Source organism: Labrys sp. HAY1-8F (assembly GCF_056754975.1).
In genome coordinates this window covers 3,648,087-3,670,491 of sequence record NZ_JBPGWZ010000002.1, presented here as the reverse complement: position 1 = coordinate 3,670,491, position 22,405 = coordinate 3,648,087, and the positions used below count along the sequence as shown (strand labels likewise).

At 65.4% G+C, this 22,405-nt stretch carries 16 protein-coding genes; 13 read left to right on the top strand and 3 right to left on the bottom strand.

All coding sequences use genetic code 11. The annotated features are described in order from the left end of the window. Positions 1-500: 500 nt before the first annotated feature. Together ACR9ZN_RS25965 and ACR9ZN_RS25960 are read right to left on the bottom strand one after the other, a co-directional pair. The gene (locus ACR9ZN_RS25965; protein WP_481273536.1) at positions 501-2,609 is read right to left on the bottom strand and encodes a CHASE2 domain-containing protein; all 2,109 of its coding nucleotides are present in this window, start codon (positions 2,607-2,609) and stop codon (positions 501-503) included. Continuing rightward, complete coding sequence (locus tag ACR9ZN_RS25960) at positions 2,575-3,318, bottom strand: Crp/Fnr family transcriptional regulator (protein ID WP_454812056.1); 744 nt, start codon at positions 3,316-3,318, stop codon at positions 2,575-2,577. Before ACR9ZN_RS25960 ends, ACR9ZN_RS25965 begins: the two co-directional genes overlap by 35 nt. 179 nt (positions 3,319-3,497) lie before the next feature. Between ACR9ZN_RS25960 and ACR9ZN_RS25955 the strand changes: the two genes are divergently transcribed. The 12 genes from ACR9ZN_RS25955 (at position 3,498) to ACR9ZN_RS25900 (ending at position 16,245) form a co-directional block, all read left to right on the top strand. After that, positions 3,498-4,268: a ComF family protein gene (locus ACR9ZN_RS25955; protein ID WP_434959294.1), complete on the top strand. Its 771-nt coding sequence runs from the start codon at positions 3,498-3,500 to the stop codon at positions 4,266-4,268. A gap of 19 nt (positions 4,269-4,287) precedes the next feature. Further along, entirely contained in the window at positions 4,288-5,391 is a 1,104-nt protein-coding gene (locus ACR9ZN_RS25950) for a DUF1963 domain-containing protein (protein WP_481273535.1), read from the top strand. A 131-nt stretch (positions 5,392-5,522) separates the two neighbouring features. Continuing rightward, positions 5,523-5,780: a glutaredoxin 3 gene (gene grxC, locus ACR9ZN_RS25945; RefSeq protein WP_434959292.1), complete on the top strand. Its 258-nt coding sequence runs from the start codon at positions 5,523-5,525 to the stop codon at positions 5,778-5,780. A 122-nt stretch (positions 5,781-5,902) separates the two neighbouring features. Beyond that, positions 5,903-6,745 carry a carbon-nitrogen hydrolase family protein gene (locus ACR9ZN_RS25940; RefSeq protein WP_481273534.1) on the top strand — a complete coding sequence of 281 codons (843 nt, stop codon included), beginning with the start codon at positions 5,903-5,905 and terminating at the stop codon, positions 6,743-6,745. After that, on the top strand, positions 6,742-7,212 hold the full coding sequence (locus ACR9ZN_RS25935) for a DUF1178 family protein (protein WP_434959291.1): 471 nt from the start codon (positions 6,742-6,744) through the stop codon (positions 7,210-7,212). The genes ACR9ZN_RS25940 and ACR9ZN_RS25935 overlap by 4 nt, the downstream gene beginning before the upstream one ends. A gap of 180 nt (positions 7,213-7,392) precedes the next feature. Then, positions 7,393-8,067 (top strand): response regulator transcription factor, encoded by a 675-nt coding sequence (locus ACR9ZN_RS25930; RefSeq protein ID WP_481273533.1) that lies wholly within the window; start codon positions 7,393-7,395, stop codon positions 8,065-8,067. Beyond that, positions 8,054-10,597, top strand: coding sequence for a sensor histidine kinase (locus ACR9ZN_RS25925; protein ID WP_481273532.1), 2,544 nt, complete (start codon positions 8,054-8,056; stop codon positions 10,595-10,597). The genes ACR9ZN_RS25930 and ACR9ZN_RS25925 overlap by 14 nt, the downstream gene beginning before the upstream one ends. Before the next feature lie 275 nt (positions 10,598-10,872). After that, on the top strand, positions 10,873-11,832 hold the full coding sequence (locus ACR9ZN_RS25920; RefSeq protein WP_441772919.1) for a Bug family tripartite tricarboxylate transporter substrate binding protein: 960 nt from the start codon (positions 10,873-10,875) through the stop codon (positions 11,830-11,832). Further along, positions 11,829-12,344 carry a tripartite tricarboxylate transporter TctB family protein gene (locus ACR9ZN_RS25915; protein WP_481273531.1) on the top strand — a complete coding sequence of 172 codons (516 nt, stop codon included), beginning with the start codon at positions 11,829-11,831 and terminating at the stop codon, positions 12,342-12,344. Before ACR9ZN_RS25920 ends, ACR9ZN_RS25915 begins: the two co-directional genes overlap by 4 nt. Before the next feature lie 154 nt (positions 12,345-12,498). Beyond that, positions 12,499-14,013, top strand: a complete 1,515-nt coding sequence (locus ACR9ZN_RS25910) for a tripartite tricarboxylate transporter permease (RefSeq protein WP_434959287.1) — start codon at positions 12,499-12,501, stop codon at positions 14,011-14,013. Between the two features lie 241 nt (positions 14,014-14,254). Beyond that, a complete protein-coding gene (locus ACR9ZN_RS25905) occupies positions 14,255-14,929 on the top strand; it encodes a TerC family protein (protein WP_434959286.1) in 675 nt (224 codons plus the stop codon). Positions 14,930-15,216: 287 nt separating this feature from the next. Then, positions 15,217-16,245 (top strand): LacI family DNA-binding transcriptional regulator, encoded by a 1,029-nt coding sequence (locus ACR9ZN_RS25900; protein ID WP_441772922.1) that lies wholly within the window; start codon positions 15,217-15,219, stop codon positions 16,243-16,245. A 6-nt stretch (positions 16,246-16,251) separates the two neighbouring features. On the opposite strand, the gene ubiG is transcribed toward ACR9ZN_RS25900, so the two are convergent. After that, entirely contained in the window at positions 16,252-17,001 is a 750-nt protein-coding gene (gene ubiG, locus ACR9ZN_RS25895; RefSeq protein ID WP_481273530.1) for a bifunctional 2-polyprenyl-6-hydroxyphenol methylase/3-demethylubiquinol 3-O-methyltransferase UbiG, read from the bottom strand. 484 nt (positions 17,002-17,485) lie between these two features. On the opposite strand from ubiG, the gene ACR9ZN_RS25890 reads away from it, so the two are divergent. Continuing rightward, positions 17,486-22,306: an NAD-glutamate dehydrogenase gene (locus ACR9ZN_RS25890; RefSeq protein ID WP_454812048.1), complete on the top strand. Its 4,821-nt coding sequence runs from the start codon at positions 17,486-17,488 to the stop codon at positions 22,304-22,306. The last annotated feature ends 99 nt before the right edge of the window (positions 22,307-22,405 follow it).

The following is a 22,405-nucleotide window of genomic DNA, read 5'->3' as shown; positions in this document are numbered from 1 at the left end:
CAAGTTGAGATAACGAACCCCGCCGCGGGGATACTGCCTCCGCCCCCTCACCAGACCCGGCACATCTTACCCCCCGGTAAGGCCGAATCGGCTTAGGCGCGGATTTTTGGTCCCCGCGGACAAAAACTAACCCAACAATCTTTTCCATTCTATACGGCGAATGTCGTATTTTTAGGTTTTTACTTCACATTTCACGCTCAAGTCACGACTATATAAAATTAATCTCTACAATGTATAGATATATACTTACACAGATGGAGGGCCTCTATAAAGTTTTAATATTTAAATTACCTATACATAAATTGAAACAGATTAAAAATAATATGCGAGCAATATGCAACATAAACTAAAGTTAAAACGTATCATTTACTTTGTTTTTTAATTCAAACTAATCAAAAAGCCGATAATGCCGCAAGTATCTGACGCTCATCTCGGCAAACGCACTGAGGGGTATTTTATTACTCCGCGCGACGCTGTACCGAGGCGGCATTCACCCGATCTCAGGCGAGCGTCCTGACCCAATAGGCCACCGCCGGATCCTCGGGCCAGGTCGATGCAAGCGCCTGGAACAAACCTCTGGCCTCTGCCGGTTCGGAGGCCATCCGGTCATAGGCAGCCATATAGGCTTGACGTCGCTCGGATGTCGCGTCATCGGGCCAAGGGCTGAAGATCGCCGTCTGCGCCGCGCGGCCGCGTAGCACGACATTGCCGAGAGGCCGCAGCCGCTCCGGCTCGCCGATGGCCGCCGCCGCACGTGCGCCGAGGCAGACCGTGGTGCCGAACTGCTTGTTGAGGGCTTCCAGCCGCGCCGCCGAGTTCACCGCATCGCCATGGGCGGTGTAATCGAGATGGCCGAGACCACCGACATCGCCCACGATCACCGGCCCGGTATCGAGCCCGATACGGGTGCGCCCGAAGCCGAGGCGCTTGGCATCCTCGCGCTGGCGGAATTCGGTGGTGAAGCGGCCGATCTCGATGGCGCAGTCGAGCGCCGCCCTGGCATGCCCTTCCACATTGAGCGGCGCGTTGAACAGCCCGTGCACGGCATCGCCGACGATCTTGTCGACCATGCCGCCATGGCGGATGACGATGGCACAGACCCCATCAAAATAGGCATCGAGGGCGCCCACCAACGTACGCGGCTCGGCGTTCTCGGACATGGTGGTGAAGCCTTCAATGTCCGAAAACAGGGCCGTGACCTCGCGCAGTTCACCCTCGATCTTCAACTCTTCCGGGGCCGCGGTAAGCCGGCGAACGATCTCGGGCGAGAGGTAGCGCCCGAACTTGCGCTCGATCGCCCCGCGCAGCTTACGGGTATGGGCGAACATCACCACCAGGGCCGAATTGGCGGCGGCGATCGCCGGGATCAGCGGGCCGGCCGGATCGATCAACAGGCGCGTGCTGGCAAACAGGCCGGCACCGAAGCCGATCCAGCTCAGCATCAGCACCGCCAGCACCGAGCTTGCGGCCAAGGGGCCGAGCCACAACGCAGCCGCCAGGGCCACGAGGCCGATGGCGGAGGCGGCGAGCGGCTCGATCAGCCGCGGATTGTGGATGCGCTGCGGGATATCGCCCGACCGCAGGCCCTCGATCGCCTCGGCCTGGACCTGCACGGTCGGTGTCAATGGACCCACCGCAGTGGGAAGAAGTGCGCCCGCCTCCGGAGCGCTGGCACCGATCAGCACGACGCGCCCGGCAAAGCGTTCGGCCGGCACCTTGTCATCAAGCACATCGGCAGCCGAAACGGTCCGCGCGCGCCAATTCGAGGGAGCGGTGAGATGAAGCCGCACGGCAGCCCCCTCACGCAACGGAATGTGCGTGTCTCCCACCGATGCGGAAGTGCCGTCGGGATCGAGCAGGAAGGCGGATGCGTGCTGCGCGCTCCGGAAGACCTCCATGGCAAAACCCGCATAGATCTCGCTACCACCTCGCACGAATACCGGCACATGGCGCACTTTCGTGCCGGTCACAGGCGCGAGGGACAAGGCGCCGATTGCGACGGCTCCATCCACGAGCGCGGTGGATGGCGCAACGACGCCGGCGGCCTTCTGCGACAGGTCCTGCTGCGGCGCCGGAATGATCGGAGGCGGAAAAGGCAGGGCATCCTTGCCGGCCTCGTCAGGCAGCAGGCCAAGAACGACATCTGAACGGGCGATCGCTTCGGCGAGTTGCTTGTTCTCATCGGGCAGGCTGTCGGCCACCGTCGCCAGTTCCGTCCGGCCGGTCGATTTGGCGTAGACCCTCAGCATCGGCCCCGGCGAACGCCGGTCCGGGCCATCCAGCAGGATATCGACGCCGATGACCTGCGCTTGGGCGTCCTGCAATTTGGTGACCAGATCCGTCAGCCCCCCTCCTCGCCGCCAGGGCCAGGCTCCTTTGGCGGCGAGGCTGGGCCTGTCGATGTCAACAACCACGACGCCATCTGCCACCCGCTTGGGCGGGATCACGCTCTCGATGAAGTCGAAGGCTTCTTCGCGCAGGGAGTTGGCGGCCCCGCCGGGATTGTAGACAAGAAAGCAGAGACCGAGGATGAAGGCCGCCAGGCCTGTGGCAATCGCAGGCTTGAAGGCCGGATCAGCCACGCGCACCATCCAGGCCGGCGCCGCCATGCGCCTCCCCGGGCGCCGTCTCGGCCTGAGCCAGTTGGGTGAGCGCGACAACGTGGCAATGCACGATGGCACCGCGCCGCTCGATCGCACCGCGCTCCTCGAAAGCTGCGAGCAGCCGGTTGACCTTGGGACGGCTGGCGCCGACGAAGCTGGCGATGGCACTTTGCGAGATCGTCAGCGGCGCACTGCGGGCACCATCGGCGCGGGTGCGCCCATACCGCTTGACATGCCAGAGCAGGAAGCGCGCCAGGCGGGCCTCGAGCGGATAGAGTGCGATCGATTCGAGCTGATCGGTGGTGTCGCGCAGCCGGGCGCACAACACCTGCAAAATCGGCATCTGCAGCGCCGGACGCGTGGCCAGCAGCCGCACGAAAGAAGCCTGCGCGATGAAGCCTGCCACCACCGGTCCGACCGCGGTGGCGTCAGCCGTGCGCCGGCCGCTGTCCAGCACCGCGATCTCGCCGATCACGTCGCCGGGCGCCGCTTCACGCAGGATCAGCTCGCGTCCCTCGACCGAAACGATGGAAAGCCGGATGGTGCCCTGCAGCACGATCAGCATGCCCTCGCCCGGCGCCCCCCGCGAGAAGATCGATTCGCCGTCGCGAAAACGCTGTTCGACGGCGAGATTTGCGACCGCGTCGATGTCCTCCGGGCTGGCGCCGGCAAACAGGTCAAGGCGGGAAATAGCGTTACGGAGCGGGACGGACATTGACGCAACTATTCCGATCTGGGGCATAAATATGGCGGGTATAATGGCGATGTCGAGCCCGCTCGGCAAATCTGGTTGCTCGGCGTTCTCATAATACCGCCACGACTTCCATAATATCAGCTGGACTTCAACCGTAATGTCCTGATGACAGGCTCGGCAATCTTTGTCACTTTGCCGGCATGTCCGCTTCCGCCACCGCCTCCTCTTCCCTGTCGCGCCTGCTCCTGCGGGCGGGAGGCCGGCTGGCGGACATCATCCTGCCGCCGCGCTGCCTGAGCTGCCGGGAGACCACCGCCAGCCACGCCAATCTGTGCGTGGCCTGCTGGCAGCAATTGTCCCTGATCGAACGCCCTTATTGCGAGAGACTCGGCATTCCCTTCGTCTATGATCACGGCGAGGGCATGGTTTCGGCTCAGGCGATCGCCGACCCGCCCGCCTATGGCCGGGCCAGGGCCGCGGCCCGCTATGATGGCGCCGCCATCGAGCTGGTGCACCGGCTCAAATATGGCGACCGCGTCGAGATCGCGCCTTTCATGGGCCGGCTGATGGTCCAGGCCGGGCAGGATGTGCTCGCCGGCGCCGACATGCTGGTGCCGATACCGCTGCATCGCCTGCGCCTGTGGCGCCGGCGCTTCAACCAGGCCGCCTTGCTGGCGCGCGAGATCAGCACCCGCAGCAGCGTGGCCTATGAGCCCCTGCTGCTCGGCCGTTCCAGGCGCACGGCCCATCAGGTCGGCCTCAGCCGCAAGGAACGGGCCCGCAACGTGCAGGGTGCCTTCACGGTCTCGCCGGGCGCCCGGCCGGCGATAAAGGGCAAGCGCATCGTGCTGATCGACGATGTGCTCACCTCGGGCGCCACGGGCGAGGCGGCGGCGCGCACCTTGCTGCGGGCCGGCGCTGCCACTGTCGACATGCTGGTGTTCGCCCGGGTGGCGACGCCGATCGAGTAACCGAACGGGACTACCTGTCTTGAATCCGATACCGCAATCGCCCCCTCTCGCCTGGCCCGACAGCCGCGAGACCCTGCAGAGTTCCCTGCTCGAAGCCGGCCTCGCTCCAGCGAGTATCGCCCGGCTCGCCGAACAGGCCCGGCCGGCGCTGGTGCTGGAGACCACGCCTTGCGACGAAAGCCAGATTCCGCTCGGCGCCAGCAAGATCGGCGGTCTGCCCGACCTGCCTGACGGCATGGCCTGGCCAGAACGCCCGCCCTATGGCGATGCTGTCGAACGTGCCCAGATCCATCTCACCGAGGCCGATCGTCTGGCCAGCGAGGCCACGCGGCCGGGCTCGTCGCTGACGGCCGAGCACGCCCGCGAGGCCAGTCGCGAGCAGAGCGATCTTGCAGCGGCGGTCACATCGGCCTTTCCCCTGGCTTTCATCGCCCAGCTCGATCTGGCTTCCCTGTCGCTGACCCCCGGTTTTCCCGCGGCACTGCCACATCATGGTCGCCTGCTGCTGTTCTGCGACTATTGGGCGAAGCCGAAATCCTATGACCCCCATGCCGCGGCCGGGCTGCGCCTGATCTGGGACAAGACACCGCTCGAGCGTCTGGAGCGCAAGGCCGAATCCGCCGCCCTGGCGGCTCTGGCGCAGGAGCGATGGAGCAGCCGCTTCAAGCCGGCCGCCGTGGCGGCGCGCCCGGTCGTCACCGCCATCCCGCCGAGCGACAAGGGTTTCGACGCCTTCCCACATGGCGAGGAGGCTTCGACTTTCTGGGACGAGGACAGCGAGGAGATCCGCTACGAGACCTGGCTCGGCCGCTATGGCATGCCGGATAGCAGGGAGGGCGCCAATCACCAGCTCGGCGGCTGGCCGCGCCCCCTGCAGAACGGCATGCAGGCCCAGGCCCAACTGGCCTCGCACGGTATTTTCTGCGGCACGGGCGAAGCCTTTGCCAGCGCCGAGGCTCGCAGGCTGCTGCGCGCGGCGGATCGCTGGCGCCTACTGCTGCAGATCGGCCGGGACGATGCCCTCGGCCTGCTGCCCTCAGGCACACTCTACATCCTCATGCGCGAAAACGACATGCGCATACGCGCCTTCGACCGGGCCTGGATGGTGTTCCAGAAGCAATAAGCAGGAACACAGCCATGCAGGCCGCCGCGCCCCTGCTTGTCGGCCTGCCGCAACTGCTTATAATGCCGATTGATTTTGGCTCCGTGCCTTCCCATCTGTGGGCGAGGTTGTTTGTGGATGGAATGAAGGCAATGCCGCCCGTCGTCGTGTATTCGAAATCCTGGTGTCCCTATTGCAAGGCGGCCAAGGCCCTGCTCACCCGCAGGGGCATTCCCTTCGAGGAGATCGACGTTGACGGCAAGCCTGAACTGCAGGAAGCCATGAGCCTGCGCGCCAATGGGCGCCGTACCGTGCCCCAGATCTTCATCGGGGAGACCCATGTCGGCGGCAGCGACGATCTTCATGATCTCGAAGCAGCCGGTGGCCTCGACAAACTTATCGCCGCCTGAGAGCACCAGAGCAAAGCGCGTTCACGACTGAACGCTTGTATGCTCTAACTCTTTGTTTCGACGCATCTTTGCGATTCTTGGTGATTCCGCCAAATCGCAAAACACTATGGGGAGACGGATCCATGCGTTTCAAAGCCGCCGTTCTGCAGATGCGCTCGGGCTTGGTGCCATCGGACAATGTCGCAACCGTCGCCGTCGCCGCCCGCGAGGCCAAGGCCGCCGGAGCCGAATATCTGCAGACACCCGAGATGACCACCGTGGTCAACCGCGACCGGGCGGCCATGATGGCCGCCATCGGCGACGAGCAGAGCAATCCCGAGCTCGACGCCTTTCGTGCGATCGCACGCGATAACGGCCTGCATCTCCATATCGGCTCCATGGCCGTGCGTGTCGGCGACAAGGCTGCCAACCGCGCCTTCGTCATCGATCCCAAGGGCGAAGTGCTCGCCTCCTACGACAAGATCCATCTGTTCGACGTCGATCTTGCCGGCGGCGAATCCTGGCGTGAATCCAATGCCTATGTCGGTGGCGATCATGCGGTTACGGTCGACCTACCCTTCGCGCGGCTGGGCCTGGGCATCTGCTACGACGTCCGCTTTCCCCAGCTCTTCCGCGCCTATGGCGATGCCAGCGCCGACGTGATCAGCGCACCGGCCTGCTTCACCAAGCAGACGGGCGAAGCCCATTGGCATGTGCTGCAGCGCGCCCGCGCCATCGAAAACGGCGCGTGGATGATCTCCGCCGCCCAGGTCGGCCATCATGACGACGGCCGCGACACCTATGGCCATTCCGTCATCATCGATCCCTGGGGACGCGTGGTCGCCGATGCCGGCGACACGCTCGGGCTTGTTTATGGCGAGATCGACGTGCACGCCGTGGCGGCGACGCGCGGCAAGATCCCCAATCTCAAGAATGCGCGCTCCTTCACGGTGAAGACGGAACCGGCGCTGAGGGCTGCAGAGTGATTCGTTTTTCGCTCGTCTGCGACCAGGGTCACGAGTTCGAAAGCTGGTTTCGCGACAGTGCCGCCTATGACGACCAGGCCGAGCACGGACTGCTGAGCTGTGCCCATTGCGCCTCCACCAAGGTCGGCAAGGCCATTATGGCACCGCAGGTGGCCCGCAAGGACCGCGAAAGCGGGAACCCCGACACCAAAATTCGCGAAAACCTGCCGGCCTTGCCACAGCCGGTGGCTCTGACCTCTCCGGAGGAACAGGCTTTGCGTGCCAAGGTGCGCGAATTGCATGCCATGCTGACGGCGAAATCCGACTATGTCGGCGACAAGTTCGCCGCCGAAGCGCGCAAGATGCATGACGGCGAGAGCGAGCATCGCACCATCCATGGCGAGGCGACCGGCGAAGATGTCCGCAGCCTGCTCGAGGATGGCATCGACATCCTGCCTCTGCCCATGCTGCCGGACGATCGGAACTAGACGCGGATCGCAGCACCGGACCGCTCCCAATCAAGCACGGCAAGCCTTCTCCACACAGTGGGGAAGGCAGGTAGCGCCTCAATCATCGTGGGTCCGGCGTTCCTTGGGTCCGCCGCCCAATCCCGCCTTCCCTATCCGCCCGCTCGGCCCTACAGTCTCCCCAACGAAAAGGGAGGTCGATTGCGCATCCTGCTGGTCGAGGACGCCGAGGATCTGGGCGATGCCATGGTGGCGAGGCTGCGTAGCTCCGGCCATGCCGTGGAATGGCTGCGCGACGGCACGCTCGCCTCCGAGCGCCTGCGCGAGGAAACCTTCGACGCGGTGGTGCTCGACGTGATGCTGCCGGGCCGCGATGGCTTCGCCATCCTGTCCGATCTGCGCCGGGCCGGCCACGGCACCCCGGTGCTGGTGGTCACCGCCCGCTCGGAGGTCGACGACAAGATCAGCCTGCTCGACCTCGGCGCCGACGACTATCTGGTCAAACCCTTCGATCTGCGCGAATTCGAGGCGAGGCTCCGTGCGGTGATGCGGCGGCCGGGCGGCATGCGCGCGAGCACCATCGAGGTCGAGGCCCTGACGATCGACCTCGCGGCGCGCACGGTCGCGATCCAGGGCAAGCCCATCGATTGCGGGCGACGCGAATTCCGCCTGCTCGAAATTCTCGTCGCCAAGCTCGGCCAGGTGGCGCCGAAGGAACGGCTGATGGACCAGGTGTTCAGCCTGGACGACGAGGTCACGGTCAACGCCCTGGAACTGCTGGTCTCGCGGCTACGCCGCAAGCTGCAGGGTGCCGGCATCGAGATCGTGACGATGCGCGGCGCGGGTTATATGGCGCGGCGGCATGACGGTCCCTGATCCCGTCACGCCCGTGACCGTCGCATCCGCACCCGTCTCCCTGGCGACCACCGCGCGCGCAACCGCCTCGATCCGCCGCCGCGTGCTGGCCGCGGCCCTGCTGGTGCTCGCCATCGCCGCGCTCGCCTTCATCGTCTTCATCCATTCGTATGCCCGCCGTGCCGCCGACCAGGCCTATGACCGCCTCCTCACCGCCTCCGCGCTCACCATCGCCGGCGCCGTGCTGGTCGAGGAAGGCCGTGTCACCGTCGAACTGCCTTATGCGGCCCTCGCCATGCTCGGCTCGGGGGGCGACCGCATCTATTACCAGGTCGAGGCTCCCGATGGTGCCCTGGTCACCGGCTATGGCGATCTCGCCGAGGAATTGCCGGCCGTGCGCTCGGCTGAAACCGCCTTCGCCGATTCGCGCTATCACGGCGAACCCGTGCGCGTCGCCAGCATCGGCCGCCTGATCTCGGCCAGCAGCGCCGCCGGCTGGGTGACCATCCGGGTCGCCGAAACCCGCGGGGCACGTACCGCTCTCGCCTCGGAAATCGTCTCGCGGGCGGCGCTGCCGCTGATCGGCATCCTCGTGCTCGCCTTGGCCCTGGTCTGGTTCGGCGTGCAGCGGGCCTTCGCCCCGCTCACCACGGTGGAGGCGGCGCTGCGCGATCGCGCGCCGCAGGATCTTTCCCCTCTCACCGTGCCGGTACCGATAGAAGTCAGCCAACTCGTCGCCGCCCTCAACGATTTCATGCGCCGCCTCGCCAGCGTGATGAACGCGCTGTCGGGCGTGGTCGCCGACGCCGCCCATCAGGTGCGCACCCCCCTCGCCTCCCTGCGCGCCCAGGCCGAAGTGGCGCTGGACGAAAGCGACTACCAGGCCCTGCACGAGCGTGTGTCCAAGATCCATCGCAACGCCGTGCATGCCAGCGAGCTCGTCAGCCAACTCCTGATGGAGGCGACGCTGACCCACCGGCTCGAAAGCCGCGAATCCGCCCTCATCCCCATCGCCGACATCGTCGAGGACGTCGCACGCCGCTTCGATCCGGACGAGACCGGGCGGCTCACCTTGACCGTCGCGCCCGCCCTGGCCGGTGCCCGTCTCATGGGCGACCGCCTCGCCTTGCAGGAAATGCTGCGCAACCTCGCCGGCAATGCCCTGCTCTATGCCCCTGATAGCGTGGTGGAGATCGTGGCTGATACGGCGCCGGGCGAACGCTTGCTCATCATGGTCCGCGACCACGGCCCGGGCATTCCCGATACCGAGAAGGACATCGTGCTCCAGCGCTTTCAGCGAGGGAAGAGCGGTGCCGGCACCGTGGGCTCGGGGCTCGGTCTGCCGATCGCCCGCACCGTGGTGCAGGCCCATGGCGGCAGCCTGTCATTGCACGACCGGCCCGGCGGCGGGCTGGAGGTCCGTCTCGAATTGCCGCTGGTGCCGGTACAGGCGAGAGGGCGCGCCGTCCTCAGACGCGGCATGGCGGCGCTCGCTCTGGCCCTCGGCATCGCCATCGGCAGCGGCTGGAACGACACGGCCCAGGCCGCGGCCAAGCTCTATCCGGCGCCGGTGCCCGGCGGGCCAACACTCTCGATCCTCGGCACCACCGACACGCCGCAGTTCGAATTGCTGATCCACGACTTCCAGGAACTGCGCCCCGACGTCAGCGTGCGCTATGAGGAGACCGACACGCTGCCGCTCTATCAGCGCACCCTGGAGAGCCGGCTGGATATCGATGTCGATCTATTGGTTTCCTCGGCGGCCGATTTGCAGGTCAAGCTCGCCAATGACGGCCACGCCCTTGCCCATGCCTCGCCCTTGCTGCCGGCCCTACCGGCCTGGGCCAGTTGGCGTTCCGAAATCTTCGGCTTCACCTTCGAGCCAATCGTCATCGTCTACAACCGCACCCAGGTGCCCGACGGCCAGGCTCCGCACTCCCATCTGGCTCTCACCGAGCTCCTGGAGAAGGAGACAGAGCGCTTCCGCGGCAAGGTCGCGACCTACGACATCGGCCAGAGCGGGGTCGGCCATCTGCTGGCGGCGCAGGATGCCCAGATCTCCTCGAATTTCTGGCGCCTGACCCGCGCGCTCGGCCGGGCCGATGTCAAGCTCTCCGGCTCCAGCCCGGCCATCCTCGAGGGTATCGCCTCGGGTTCCCTGGCGCTGGGCTACAATGTGCTGGGCTCCTACGCCTACGCACGCCAGCGCTTCGACAAGCGCATCGGCATCATCATTCCCGACGATTACGCCCTCATCCTCACCCGGGTGATGCTGGTGCCGCGCTGGGCCAACCAGCCCGATCTCGGCCGTGCCTTCATCGACTATGTCCTCTCCCCCCGAGGCCAGGCGGTGGTGGCCGGCCAGGCCGCCCTCGGCTCGATCGTGCCCGGCACGCCGGGCGGCTGGACGGCGGAACGCATCAGCGCCGCCTCGCGCGGCGTGCTGCAGCCGATCACGCTCGGCCCGGCCCTGCTGGTGGCGCTCGATCAGGAGCGCAAGGCCCGTTTCCTGGCGACCTGGCGCCAACTCGTCACCGACGGCTCGCGCTGACAGGTCGCTGACAGGAATAGTTGCTATCGTCTCTGCAACCGGACCTTGCAAGGCCCGGAGCGAGACGTGGGACCAGGGGGGACGGCTGCTCATCGAGCGGCCCGTGGGCATATATCCATTCCTCCTTTCCTACCGACACGATCATGACAAGGCGGCTGGCCCGCCAAAGCGTTCTGCGATTTGCCGCCGTGCTTCAAATCGCAAAGACGCGTCGGAAAAAAGCGTTGGAGCAAACAAGCGTTCAGCCATGAACGCGCTTGCTCAAGGAGGAAATGATGAAGAAACTCTTGCTTGCCTGCGCCACCGCGGGCGCCCTGGCTTTTTCCAGCCTCACAGCTCTTGCCCAGACGGCGGGCTATGAGATCATGGCTCCGGCAGCGCCGGGCGGCGGCTGGGACCAGACCGCCCGCACCATGCAGATAGCGCTGCGCACCGAAAAGATCGCCCGCAACGTGCAGGTCAACAATGTCGCCGGCGCCGGCGGCACCATCGGCCTGTCCCAGTTCGTCAACCAGTCCAAGGGCAGCCCCTCCGCACTGATCGTCGGCGGCTACGTCATGGTCGGCGCCATCCTGACCAACAATTCCGCCGTCAGCCTCGCCGACGTCACGCCGATCGCCCGCCTCACCGGCGAGAGCGAAGCCATCGTCGTGCCGGCCTCCTCGCCGATCAAGACGCTGGGTGACCTGGTCGAGGCCCTGAAGAAGGATCCCGGCGCGGTATCCTGGGCCGGCGGCTCGGCCGGCGGCACCGACCACATCACTGCGGGCCTGTTCGCCAAGGCCGTGGGCGTCGATCCCTCCAAGATCAATTATGTCGCCTTCGCCGGCGGCGGCGAAGCCGTCGCGGCCGTGCTCAGCGAGCAGGTGACGGCCGGCATTTCAGGATATGGCGAGTTCGAAAGCCAGATCAAGGGCGGTGCGCTGCGCCTCCTCGCCGTCTCCGGCACCAAGCGCATCGACGGCGTCGATGCCCCCACCTTCAAGGAAGCCGGCGTCGACGTTGCCCTGGAGAATTGGCGCATGGTCGCGGCCGCCCCCGGCATCACGCCCGAGCAGAAGGCCGCCATCACGGCCGATATCGAGAAGATGGTGAAGTCGAAGACCTGGCAGGACACGCTCAAGACCCGCGGCTGGACCGACACCTATCTGTCCGGTGATGCCTTCGACGCCGCGCTGAAGAGCGACATCGCCGCCACCGGCACGGTGCTCAAAGACATCGGCCTGGTCAAATGAGCAGCGCCGGGGGCAAGACGGAGCGCGGGCGTCCGCCCGGCTCCACCGTCGCCGGGCTGGTGATCGCAGCCAGCCTGGTGATATCAGCCGTCGTCATCGGCACGGACGCGGCCATGCTCAACACCAAGGTCGCCAGCGACCCGCTCGGGCCGGCTGCCTTCCCCTACGCCGTCGCGGCGGGATTGCTCGTCCTCGCCGTCGCCACGCTGGTATCGGCCCTGCGCGGCAAGACGCCGGCGCCGGAAGAAAGCCAGGATTTCACGGCGGTCGCCTGGGTGATTGCCGGCCTGCTGGCGCAGATCCTGCTGATCGCGGTCAGTGCCGGCTTCTCGCTGGCCAGCGGTCTGTTGTTCGGGCTGGCCGCCCGCGGCTTCGGCAAGCCGCTCTGGCTGGCCTGCCTGGTCGGCGTGGTGCTGTCCTTCCTGACCTGGCTGGCTTTCTCGCAACTCCTGCAATTGTCACTGCCGCAGGGACCGCTGGAACACGCCGTCTCCGCGCTCCTGAGCAATTGATTCCAGGATCGGCCTCCCGGAGCAAAGCCCGTTTCAACGCGTAGGCGCCATAGCTCCACCTCTCATTGTTCCGGAATTCTTGTTGTTTCGACGTGGCTTTGCGGTTCCCGGCGATCTCGCCGGCTCGCACGACACTTCAGGCTAGGACCCTTCGATGCAGACATTCGGTCATCTGGTCGACGGATTGGCGGTCGCCCTGCAACCGTTCAACCTCATCTGCGCCTTCATCGGCGTCACGCTGGGCACGCTGATCGGCGTGCTGCCCGGCATCGGCCCGGCGCTGACTATCGCCCTGCTGCTGCCAGTGACCTTCCAGCTCGACCCTTCGGGCACCGGCGCGCTCATCATGTTCGCCGGCATCTACTATGGCGGCATGTATGGCGGCTCGACCACCTCGATCCTGCTCAACACGCCGGGCGAGAGCTCCTCGATGGTCACCGCCGTCGAAGGCAACAAGATGGCCAAGGCCGGGCGGGGTGGCCCCGCTCTGGCGACGGCTGCCATCGGCTCCTTCGTCGCCGGCCTGCTGGCGACGCTGGCCTTGGCCTTCATCGCGCCCTGGGTGGTCAAGTTCGCCCTGGCCTTCAAGTTCATCGACAAATTCGCCCTGATGGTGCTCGCTTTCGTCACGGTGTCGGCGGCGTTCGGCAATTCGGCGCTCAGGGGCCTGACCTCGCTGTTCATCGGCCTCGTCATCGGCCTGATCGGCAAGGATATCGTCAGCGGCCAGAACGGGCGCCTGACCATGGGCCTTGCCGATCTGCGCGGCGGCGTCGAGGTCACCATCCTCGCCGTCGCCCTGTTCGCCATCGGCGAGGCGCTGGCGGTGGCGGCCACCCACCAACTCAGCACCGGCACGGTCGAGGCGATCAAAGGCTCGCTCTGGATGAGCAAAGAGGACTGGCGGCGTTCCTGGAAGCCCTGGCTGCGCGGCACCTTGTTCGGCTTTCCGATCGGAGCGATGCCGGCGGGCGGCGCGGAGATCGGCACCTTCCTCTCCTATGCCGCCGAGAAGCGCCTGGCGGAAAAGCCCGAGGAGTTCGGCCATGGCGCCATCGAGGGTGTCGCTGGACCGGAGGCTGCCAACAACGCCTCGGCCGCGGGCACGCTGGTGCCGTTGCTGACGCTCGGCCTGCCGACCTCGGCGACCGCCGCCGTCATGCTCGCCGGCTTCCAACAATTCGGCCTGCAGCCGGGAGCCCAGCTCTTCACTTCCAATCCGGAGCTGGTCTGGGGTCTGATCGCCAGCCTGCTGGTCGCCAATTTCATGCTGCTGGCGCTGAACCTGCCGCTGGTCGGCCTGTGGGTGAAGCTGCTGTCCATCCCGCGCCCCTGGCTCTATGCCGGCATCCTGCTGTTCGCCACGCTCGGCACGCTGGCGTCCAATCCCTCGCCGGCCCAGCTTGCCATGCTGCTCGCCTTCGGCCTGATGGGCTACGGCCTCAGGCTCTACGACTATCCGATCGCGCCCGTGGTGGTGGGGCTGATCCTCGGGCCGCTGGCCGAAGAACAGCTTCGCAAGGCGCTCCAGCTTCATCAGGGTTTCTTCAGTTCGGCACCGGCAGTGATCCTCTTCGGCATCGCGGCCCTCGCTTTGGTCGTTCCCGCCTATATGCGTTGGCGCGGACGCGGCAAGGTCCTCACCCAGCTCGCCGCTTCCGAGGATTGAAATCACGTTCCGGCAGCCATGCCGGAACGTTACTTTTCTTTCATCTCGACTTGCAGTACACCACCCGCACCAGGCCGGGCCCCTCTGGCAGTTCCCAATGCGTTGAGTTCTGGGAACTGTGATGTCGGACTGGAGCAAACAGAGCGGTCCCGGCGCGTCGGCGTCCCCCTAGCGCCCCAGGCTTCCCTCCTGGCTCGAATCGGCACCGCTCTCCCGCACCGGAACGAGAGAGCCCTCCTCCATGCCTGATATTTTTGCCATCCTGTCGGAAGCCGTTTCGGTCTCCTCCATGGTTGCCCTCGGCCAGGTCATCCTGATCGACCTGGTCCTGGCCGGCGACAACGCAATCGTCATCGGCCTAGCCGCCGCCGGCCTTCCCAAGGAACAGCGCACCCGCGCCATCCTGATCGGCATCGCCGCCGCCACCGTGCTGCGCGTGTTCTTTGCCGCCATCACGACCCAGCTTCTCGCCATCGTCGGCCTGCTTCTCGCCGGCGGCATCCTGCTCCTGTGGGTGTGCTGGAAAATGTGGCGCGAACTGCGCACCAGCCACAGCGAGGAGGCTGCCGCCCAGCATGCCCTCGACGGTGAGAACGGCAATGGCGAGACCAATGGCACCCCACGCAAGAGCTTCGCCCAGGCTGCATGGCAGATCGTGATCGCCGACGTCTCGATGTCGCTCGACAACGTGCTGGCCGTTGCCGGCGCGGCGCGCGACCATCTGTGGGTGCTGATCTTCGGCCTGATCGTCTCGATCGCGCTGATGGGCATTGCCGCCAGCCTGATCGCCCGCCTGCTCCATCGTTATCGCTGGATCGCCTATATCGGCCTGATCGCCATCCTCTACGTCGCCGGCGACATGATCTATCGCGGCGTCCAGGAAGTCTGGCCCAAAGTTGCACCCCTGATGCAATAAGACTGGCAAGCACGAACGATCTACGATCGGACGCCAAAGGCCGGCAGCAATGCCGGCTTTTTGTGGCCAATCACGCCCTGGAACCTGGGCGATGATGAGCGCCCCTCATCAGGAAATCAGGCTCCAACCCTCAATTCCCATTCCCGGTTGAGTGTTGGAGCTACTTTCATATCCTATTGAAATATAAAGGATATTGAGAAAAATATCAAAATTGATCTCGGCCTTGAACCGTTTGCGTCCCCATTTCTTCTGAGGTACGTTCCCGAAAGATCGGGACAGGTAGAACCATGGCGCGGGCAACGGTGCACGATCTGGCAAGTGCGGCAGGCGTGAGCCTCGCTACCATCGACCGCGTGCTCAATCGCCGCGGCGGCGTACGGCCGGCGACGATCGAGAAGGTCGAGCAAGCCATGGCCCGGCTAAACTATCGCCGCGACATGGCGGCGGCCATGCTGGCCAAGCAGCAGGAATATCGCTTCGTCTTTCTCGTTCCCGTCGGCGTAAACACCTTCATGCGCAACCTGGCAAACGAGGCCACGCGCTTGTCCGAACTCAACGCCGCCGATCGCATCAACATCCGCATCATCGAGATCCCGCCCTTCGACGATGGCAAGCTCGCCGAAATCCTCAACGGGCTCGACAGCGCCGATACCTCTGGCGTGGCCGTGGTGGCCACCGAAAACGCCCAGGTGCGCCAGGCCATCGACCGCCTGGCCGAGCGCGGCATTCCGGTGGTGACGCTGGTGTCCGACGTGCCGGCCTCGCGTCGCTCCCACTTCGTCGGCATCGACAACAGCGCAGCCGGGCGCACCGCCGGCTCCCTGATGGGCCGTTTCCTGCGCGGCCGCTCGGGACGGATCGCCGTGCTTGCCGGCTCGATGCTGCTGCGCGACCATGTCGAGCGCCATTTCGGCTTCGAGCGCGTGCTGCGCACCGAATATCCCGATCTCGTCACCCTGCCGGTTATCGAAGGCCTCGACAATGGCGCCATCGTCGAGGAGGTGCTCGGCGCCCTGCTCGACCGCCATCCCGACGTCATCGGCCTTTACAGCCTCGGCGGCGGCAATCGCGGTGTGATCGCAGCCTTGAACAAGCGCCATGCCGGCGCTCGCATCTGCGTGATCGCCCATGAACTGACGACCCATTGCCGCGAGGCCCTGATCGACGGCACTTTCGACGCCATCCTCAACCAGGACCCCGGCCATGAAGCGCGCAGCGCCATGCGCGTGCTGCGCGCCCTCACCGACGGCCAGCCCATCGACCAAGGCCAGGAGCGCATCCGCATCGACATCTATCTCAGGGACAACCTGCCCTGAGGCCCGTCACGCCGCTCGCGAAAACACCATCATGAAGTTGACGTCGGTGTCGCGGCTGAGCCGCCATTCGTCCAGCAGCGGATTGTAGATCACGCCGCAGCGGTCGAGTTCGGCCAGACCTTCCGGCGTCACCGCGTCCTCGATCTCCGCCGGCGTGACAAACTTGTTCCAGTCATGCGTGCCACGCGGCACCCAGCCCAGCACCTTCTCCGCTGCGACGATGGCCAGCGCATAGGCCTTCATGGTGCGATTGAGAGTGGCGATGAAGAGGAGGCCTCCGGGCTTCACCAGGCCTGCGCATGTCTTCAGGAAGGCGGTGGGGTCGGTGACATGCTCGACGATCTCCATCGCCAATACCACGTCGAAGCGCTCACCGGCCGCTTCGAGATCCTCCGCCGCCAGGATGCGATAATCGATGGCGAGGCCCGATCGCTCGGCATGGACCCTGGCCATCTCGACATTGGTCGTGGCCATGTCGACGCCGACGACCTCGCCCCCGAGCTTGGCCAGCGGCTCGCTGAGCAGGCCGGCACCGCAGCCGATATCGGCGAGCTTGAGGCCCTCCAGACCGTCCAGGGCGACGGCGGAACGGCCGAAATGCCCGGCGATCTGATCCCGCACATAGCGCAGGCGCACCGGATTCAATCGGTGCAGCGCCCGCATGGTACCGCGCGGATTCCACCAATCGGCCGCCATCGCCTCGAAACGTTCGATCTCCTTGGGATCGACCGAAGAACCCGTGCCTGTTGCGCTCATTGCCTGTTTCCCGGAGTAAAGCGCGTTTGGACGGAAACGCTCGTTTGCTCCAGCTCCTTGTTTCCAAGCCAATCCAATGGATCGGCTAGAGCGTCCTGCGATTCCTACCGATTCCGTCAATTCGCAAGAGGCCGTTATCGCGATGGTGCGGAAACACCTAAATCGAGGCTCCGCGCCTGCCTCTGTGGCCCCGATCTGCCCCTAAGGCAACCTCATTAACAATGCGCCGTTCTCTTTCTCGATATTGTCATCGCAATTTGGCAATTTCCGTCGTGCCTGGACTTTGAGCGGCCTTAATTTCAGCTATGGTCACCAAGGCCGCATCGACCGGGCAAAGCCGGCCTTCCCAGGACGAGGATTTCTCGTCCTGGGAAGGCCGGCACGGTGTTCGGCTGATGTGGAATTTCCGAGCCCGTCGACGGGCGGGTTCGGAAATTCCACAGAGCGCCGCAAGCAAGCGGCGTAGCAAGAAGGGATGAACGAGATGGCGTGGCGCGATGATGAAGCCCGGGCGGCCCTGATCCACAAGGCAGCAAGGAGCCTTCAGCCAGGCAAGACACCCCCCACTTTCGCCGAGGTGCTCTTCGGCCGAACCACCCTCGAAGATCTCGCCACGCATGACGCCGCCTCGCTCGCCTTCCTGGCCGAGCAGGCCTGGGACCATGTGCAGCGCCGCACGCCCGGCCAAGCCGATATCCGCGTCGTCAATCCCGACATGCCCGACGGCCGCGAAATCTCGGTCATCGAGATCCTCAACGACAACATGCCCTTCTTGTTCGATTCCACCATGGCCGAGCTTTCGGAACGGGGAATCGAGGCACAATTGGTTGCCCATCCCATCATCGCGCTGGAGCGCGATGCCCAGGGCAAGCTCCTGCAGTTCTTCGGCGACGCCCTGCCGGAGGGCAGCAAGGGCGTGCGCGAGAGTCTCATCCACATCCATATCGCCCGCATCGATTCGGATGCCGACCGGCAGAACCTGATCGACGGACTGACGCTGGTGTTCAACGACGTCGGGGCCTGCGTGAGAGACTGGCGCGCCATGCGTGACCGGGTGGAGCAGGCGATCGAATCCTTCCGCACCAACCCGCCGCCTCTGCCGGTCGACGAGATCGCCGAGGCAAACCAGCTCCTGCAATGGATCTGCTCCGACAACTTCACCTTCCTGGGCCTGCGCGAATACCGTTTCTCCACCGACAGCGACGCTTCCGACGAGGTCAGCGAGGGCGAAGGCCTCGGCATCCTCAGGGACCCCGAGGTCAAGATCCTGCGCCGCGGCACCGAACTGGTGGTGATGACGCCGGAAATCCGCGAATTCATGCGCGAGCCGACGATCCTGATCGTCACCAAGGCGAATGTGAACAGCCGCGTCCACCGCCGCGTGCGCATGGACTATATCGGCGTCAAGCTCTACACGCCGGACGGACGGGTCGAGGGCGAATTGCGTGTCGTCGGCCTGTTCACCTCGGCGGCCTATACGCGCTCCGTGCGCCAGATCCCCTATGTCCGCCACAAGGTCGCCCAGGTGCTGCAGCGCGCCGGGCTCGACCCGCAAAGCCACTCGGGCAAGGCAATCCTGCATATCCTCGAGGAATATCCGCGCGACGAGCTCGTTCAGGTCGATTCCGAGACGCTCTACAATTTCGCCATGGAGATCCTGCTGCTCTATGAGCGCCCGCGCCTGCGCGCGCTGGTGAGGGCCGACAAATTCGACCGCTTCGTCTCCATCCTCGTTTTCATTCCGCGCGAGAAATACGACACCGACGTGCGCATCGGCATCGGCAATTATCTGGCCAACGCCTATAAGGGCCGCCTTTCCGCGTCCTATGCCGCCTTCCCTGAAGGTCCGTTGGCACGCGTGCACTACATCATCGGCCGCTACGAGGGCGACACGCCCCTCATCGAACGCTCGGCGCTGGAAGCCGGTATCAATGCCATCGCTACCAATTGGGGAGACAAGCTCAAAGCGGCCCTGACCGGCACCACAGACGGCATGCGCGCCCGCTTGCTCGGCAACCGCTATGCCAATGCCTTCACCGGCGGCTATCCCGAGACATTCTCCACCGCCCAGGCGATCGCCGATATCGGCGTGATCGAGAAACTGACGCCCGCCCGTCCCGTGGCGATCCTGGTCTATCGCCTGGAGGAGGACGACACGCCCACGCGCTGCGGCCTCAAGGTCTTCTCGCAGGGCGCGCCAATGTCGCTGTCCTATCGCGTGCCAGTGATCGAGAATCACGGCCTGCGCGTGGTCGACGAGCGTACCTACGAGATCACGCCATCAGCCAAGCCGGCCCCGGCTCCGGTCTGGCTCCACGACATGACGGTGGAGACCAATGACGGCGAGCCGATCCCTCCCGGCATCGACTTCCAGCACCGCCTCGAGGCCTCGATCATGGCGGTGGTCGGCGACTACGCCGAATCCGACGGCTACAACGCCCTGATCCTGCGTACATCGCTGGGCTGGCGCGAGATCTCCGCCATCCGGGCCCTGTCGCGCTATCTGCGCCAGATCCGCGCGCCCTTCAGCCAGGACTATATGTGGGAGACGGCGCGCAAGAACCCGCGGATCACCGCCAGCATCGTCGCCCTGTTCCGCGCTCGCCACGACCCGCGGCTGACGGCCACCGATGCCGAACGCGCCGCACACGAAACCGAGATCGTCGGCGAAATCGAGGAGCAACTGCAGTCTGTCTCCTCGCTCGACGAGGATCGCATCCTGCGTCGCTTCACCAATCTGGTGCAGGCGATCATGCGCACCAATCTCTGGCAGGTCGGCCCTGACGGCCAGCCCCGGCCGGTGATCAGCTTCAAGTTCGAATGCCGCAAGGTCGAGGGCCTGCCCGCTCCCAGGCCCCTTTACGAGATCTTCGTTTATTCGCCGCGGGTGGAGGGCATCCATCTGCGTTTCGGCAAGGTTGCGCGCGGCGGCCTGCGCTGGTCGGACCGCCCCCAGGATTTCCGCACCGAGATCCTCGGGCTGGTCAAGGCACAGCAGGTCAAGAATGCGGTGATCGTGCCTGTCGGCGCCAAGGGCGGCTTCGTGCCCAAGCGCCTGCCGCCGGCGGCCAATCGCGATGCCTGGCTGGCCGAGGGCACGGAAGCCTACCGCATCTTCATCCGCTCGCTGCTCGAACTCACCGACAATCTGGACGGCGACAATATCGTGCCGCCCGACAACACCGTGCGCCATGACGGCGACGACCCCTATCTGGTGGTCGCGGCCGACAAGGGCACCGCCACCTTCTCGGACACGGCCAACGCCATCTCCATCGAGAAGCACCATTGGCTGGGCGACGCCTTCGCTTCGGGCGGCAGCCAGGGCTATGACCACAAGAAGATGGGCATCACCGCCCGCGGCGCCTGGGAGGCCGTGAAGCGGCATTTCCGCGAGCTCGGCACCGATATCCAGGTGGAGCCCTTCACGGCCGTCGGCGTCGGCGACATGTCGGGCGACGTCTTCGGCAACGGCATGCTGCTGTCGCCAGCCACCAAGGTGGTCGCCGCCTTCGACCATCGCGACATCTTCATCGATCCCTCGCCCGATCCGGTCGCCAGCCATGCCGAGCGGCTTCGCATGTTCAATCTGCCGCGCTCGAGCTGGCAGGATTACGACAAGTCGCTGATCTCCAAGGGCGGCGGCGTGTTCTCGCGTTCGCTCAAGGCCATCCCGCTTTCCGCCGAAATGCGCGCTCTGCTGGATCTCGACAAGGCCGAGGCGACGCCCACCGAGGTGATGACGGCGATCCTCAAGGCCCGCGCCGACCTGCTCTGGTTCGGCGGCATCGGCACCTATATCCGCGCTGCCAGCGAGACCGACGACCAGGTCGGCGATCGCGCCAACGATCCCATCCGCATCACCGGCGCCGATGTCAGGGCTCGGGTGATCGGCGAGGGCGCCAATCTTGGCGCCACCCAGCGCGGCCGCATCGAGGCGGCACAGAAGGGCATCAAGCTCAACACCGACGCGATCGACAATTCCGCCGGCGTGAACACCTCGGACGTCGAGGTGAACATCAAGATCGCCCTGGCCCGGCCCGAGCGCGACCAGCGCCTGACGCAGGCCGATCGCAACATCCTGCTCGCTGCCATGACCGACGAGGTCGGCACGCTGGTGCTGCGCAACAACTATCTGCAGACGCTCACGCTTTCGCTCTCCGAACGCAAGGGCGTGACCGAGACCGGCTTCCTCACCCGCCTGATGCAGTCGCTCGAACAGCGCGGCCTGCTCGACCGCGCGGTGGAATTCCTGCCCGACGACGTCGCCATCGCCGAGCGCACCCGCCGCGGCCAGGCGCTGACGCGGCCGGAGCTCGCCGTGCTGCTCGCCTATGCCAAGCTGACGCTCTATGACGACCTGCTCGCCACCAGCGTGCCTGATGACCCCTATCTCGCCCGCGAACTGACGGTCTATTTCCCGCCCGAGATACAGAACAAGTTCCCCGACGCCGTCGAAAACCATCGGCTGCGGCGGGAGATCATCGCCACCAATCTCGCCAATGGCATCATCAATCGCGGCGGTCCCGCCAGCGTGGTGCGTCTGAGCGACGAGACCGATGCCGACGTCACCGCCATCGCCATGGCCTTCGCCGCCGTGGATGAATCCTATGGCCTGCGCTATCTCTACGATGCCATCGATGCCCTGGATAACCGTATCGACGGGCAGCTCCAGCTCAGCCTCTACGCCTTCCTGCAGGATCTCCTGCTCTCGCGCGTGGTGTGGTTCGTGCGCAACGTCGATTTCACGCCGGGGCTGGAAGCCGTAATCGCTCGTTTCGGCGCCGGTGTCTACGAGATCGCCGTCGGGCTCGACAGCTCCCTGCCCGAAGCAATGCAGGCTGCCCGCGTCAAGCGCGCCCGCGAATTGGTCGAGGGCGGCGTGCCCGAGGACCTCGCAGGCCGGATGGCCAATCTCGATCCCCTGGTCTCGGCGCCCGACATCGTCCTGGTGGCGGGCCGCACCGGCCGGGCCATCGGCGAAACCGCAGCCACCTTCTATGCGGCGGAGGCCAATTTCCAGCTCGACCGCATCGTCGCAGCCGCGCGCGCCGTGCCCGCCAACGATTATTTCGAGCGCCTGGCCATCGACCGGGCGATCGAACAGATCGCGGCGGCCGAGCGGCGCCTGGTCGCCGACATGCTGGCGACCGGCCAGTCCGGCCAGGCGGCCACGCAGGCCTGGCTTGAGGCCCATCCGGAAGCTGCACGCATCCGCAAATCGGTGGAAGAAATCGCGGCTGGTGGCCTGACCCTGGCCAAGCTCACCGTGGCCGCCAATATGCTGGGCGATCTCGTCAGGGAGTGACGAAGGCACGGTTTGAGAGCCAGTTGGCACTTGGATATTGCCGACTGCTCTCCACCGAGTTCAGTTCGGGCCTTCCTAGAGCAGCAGGATCACGGAGGT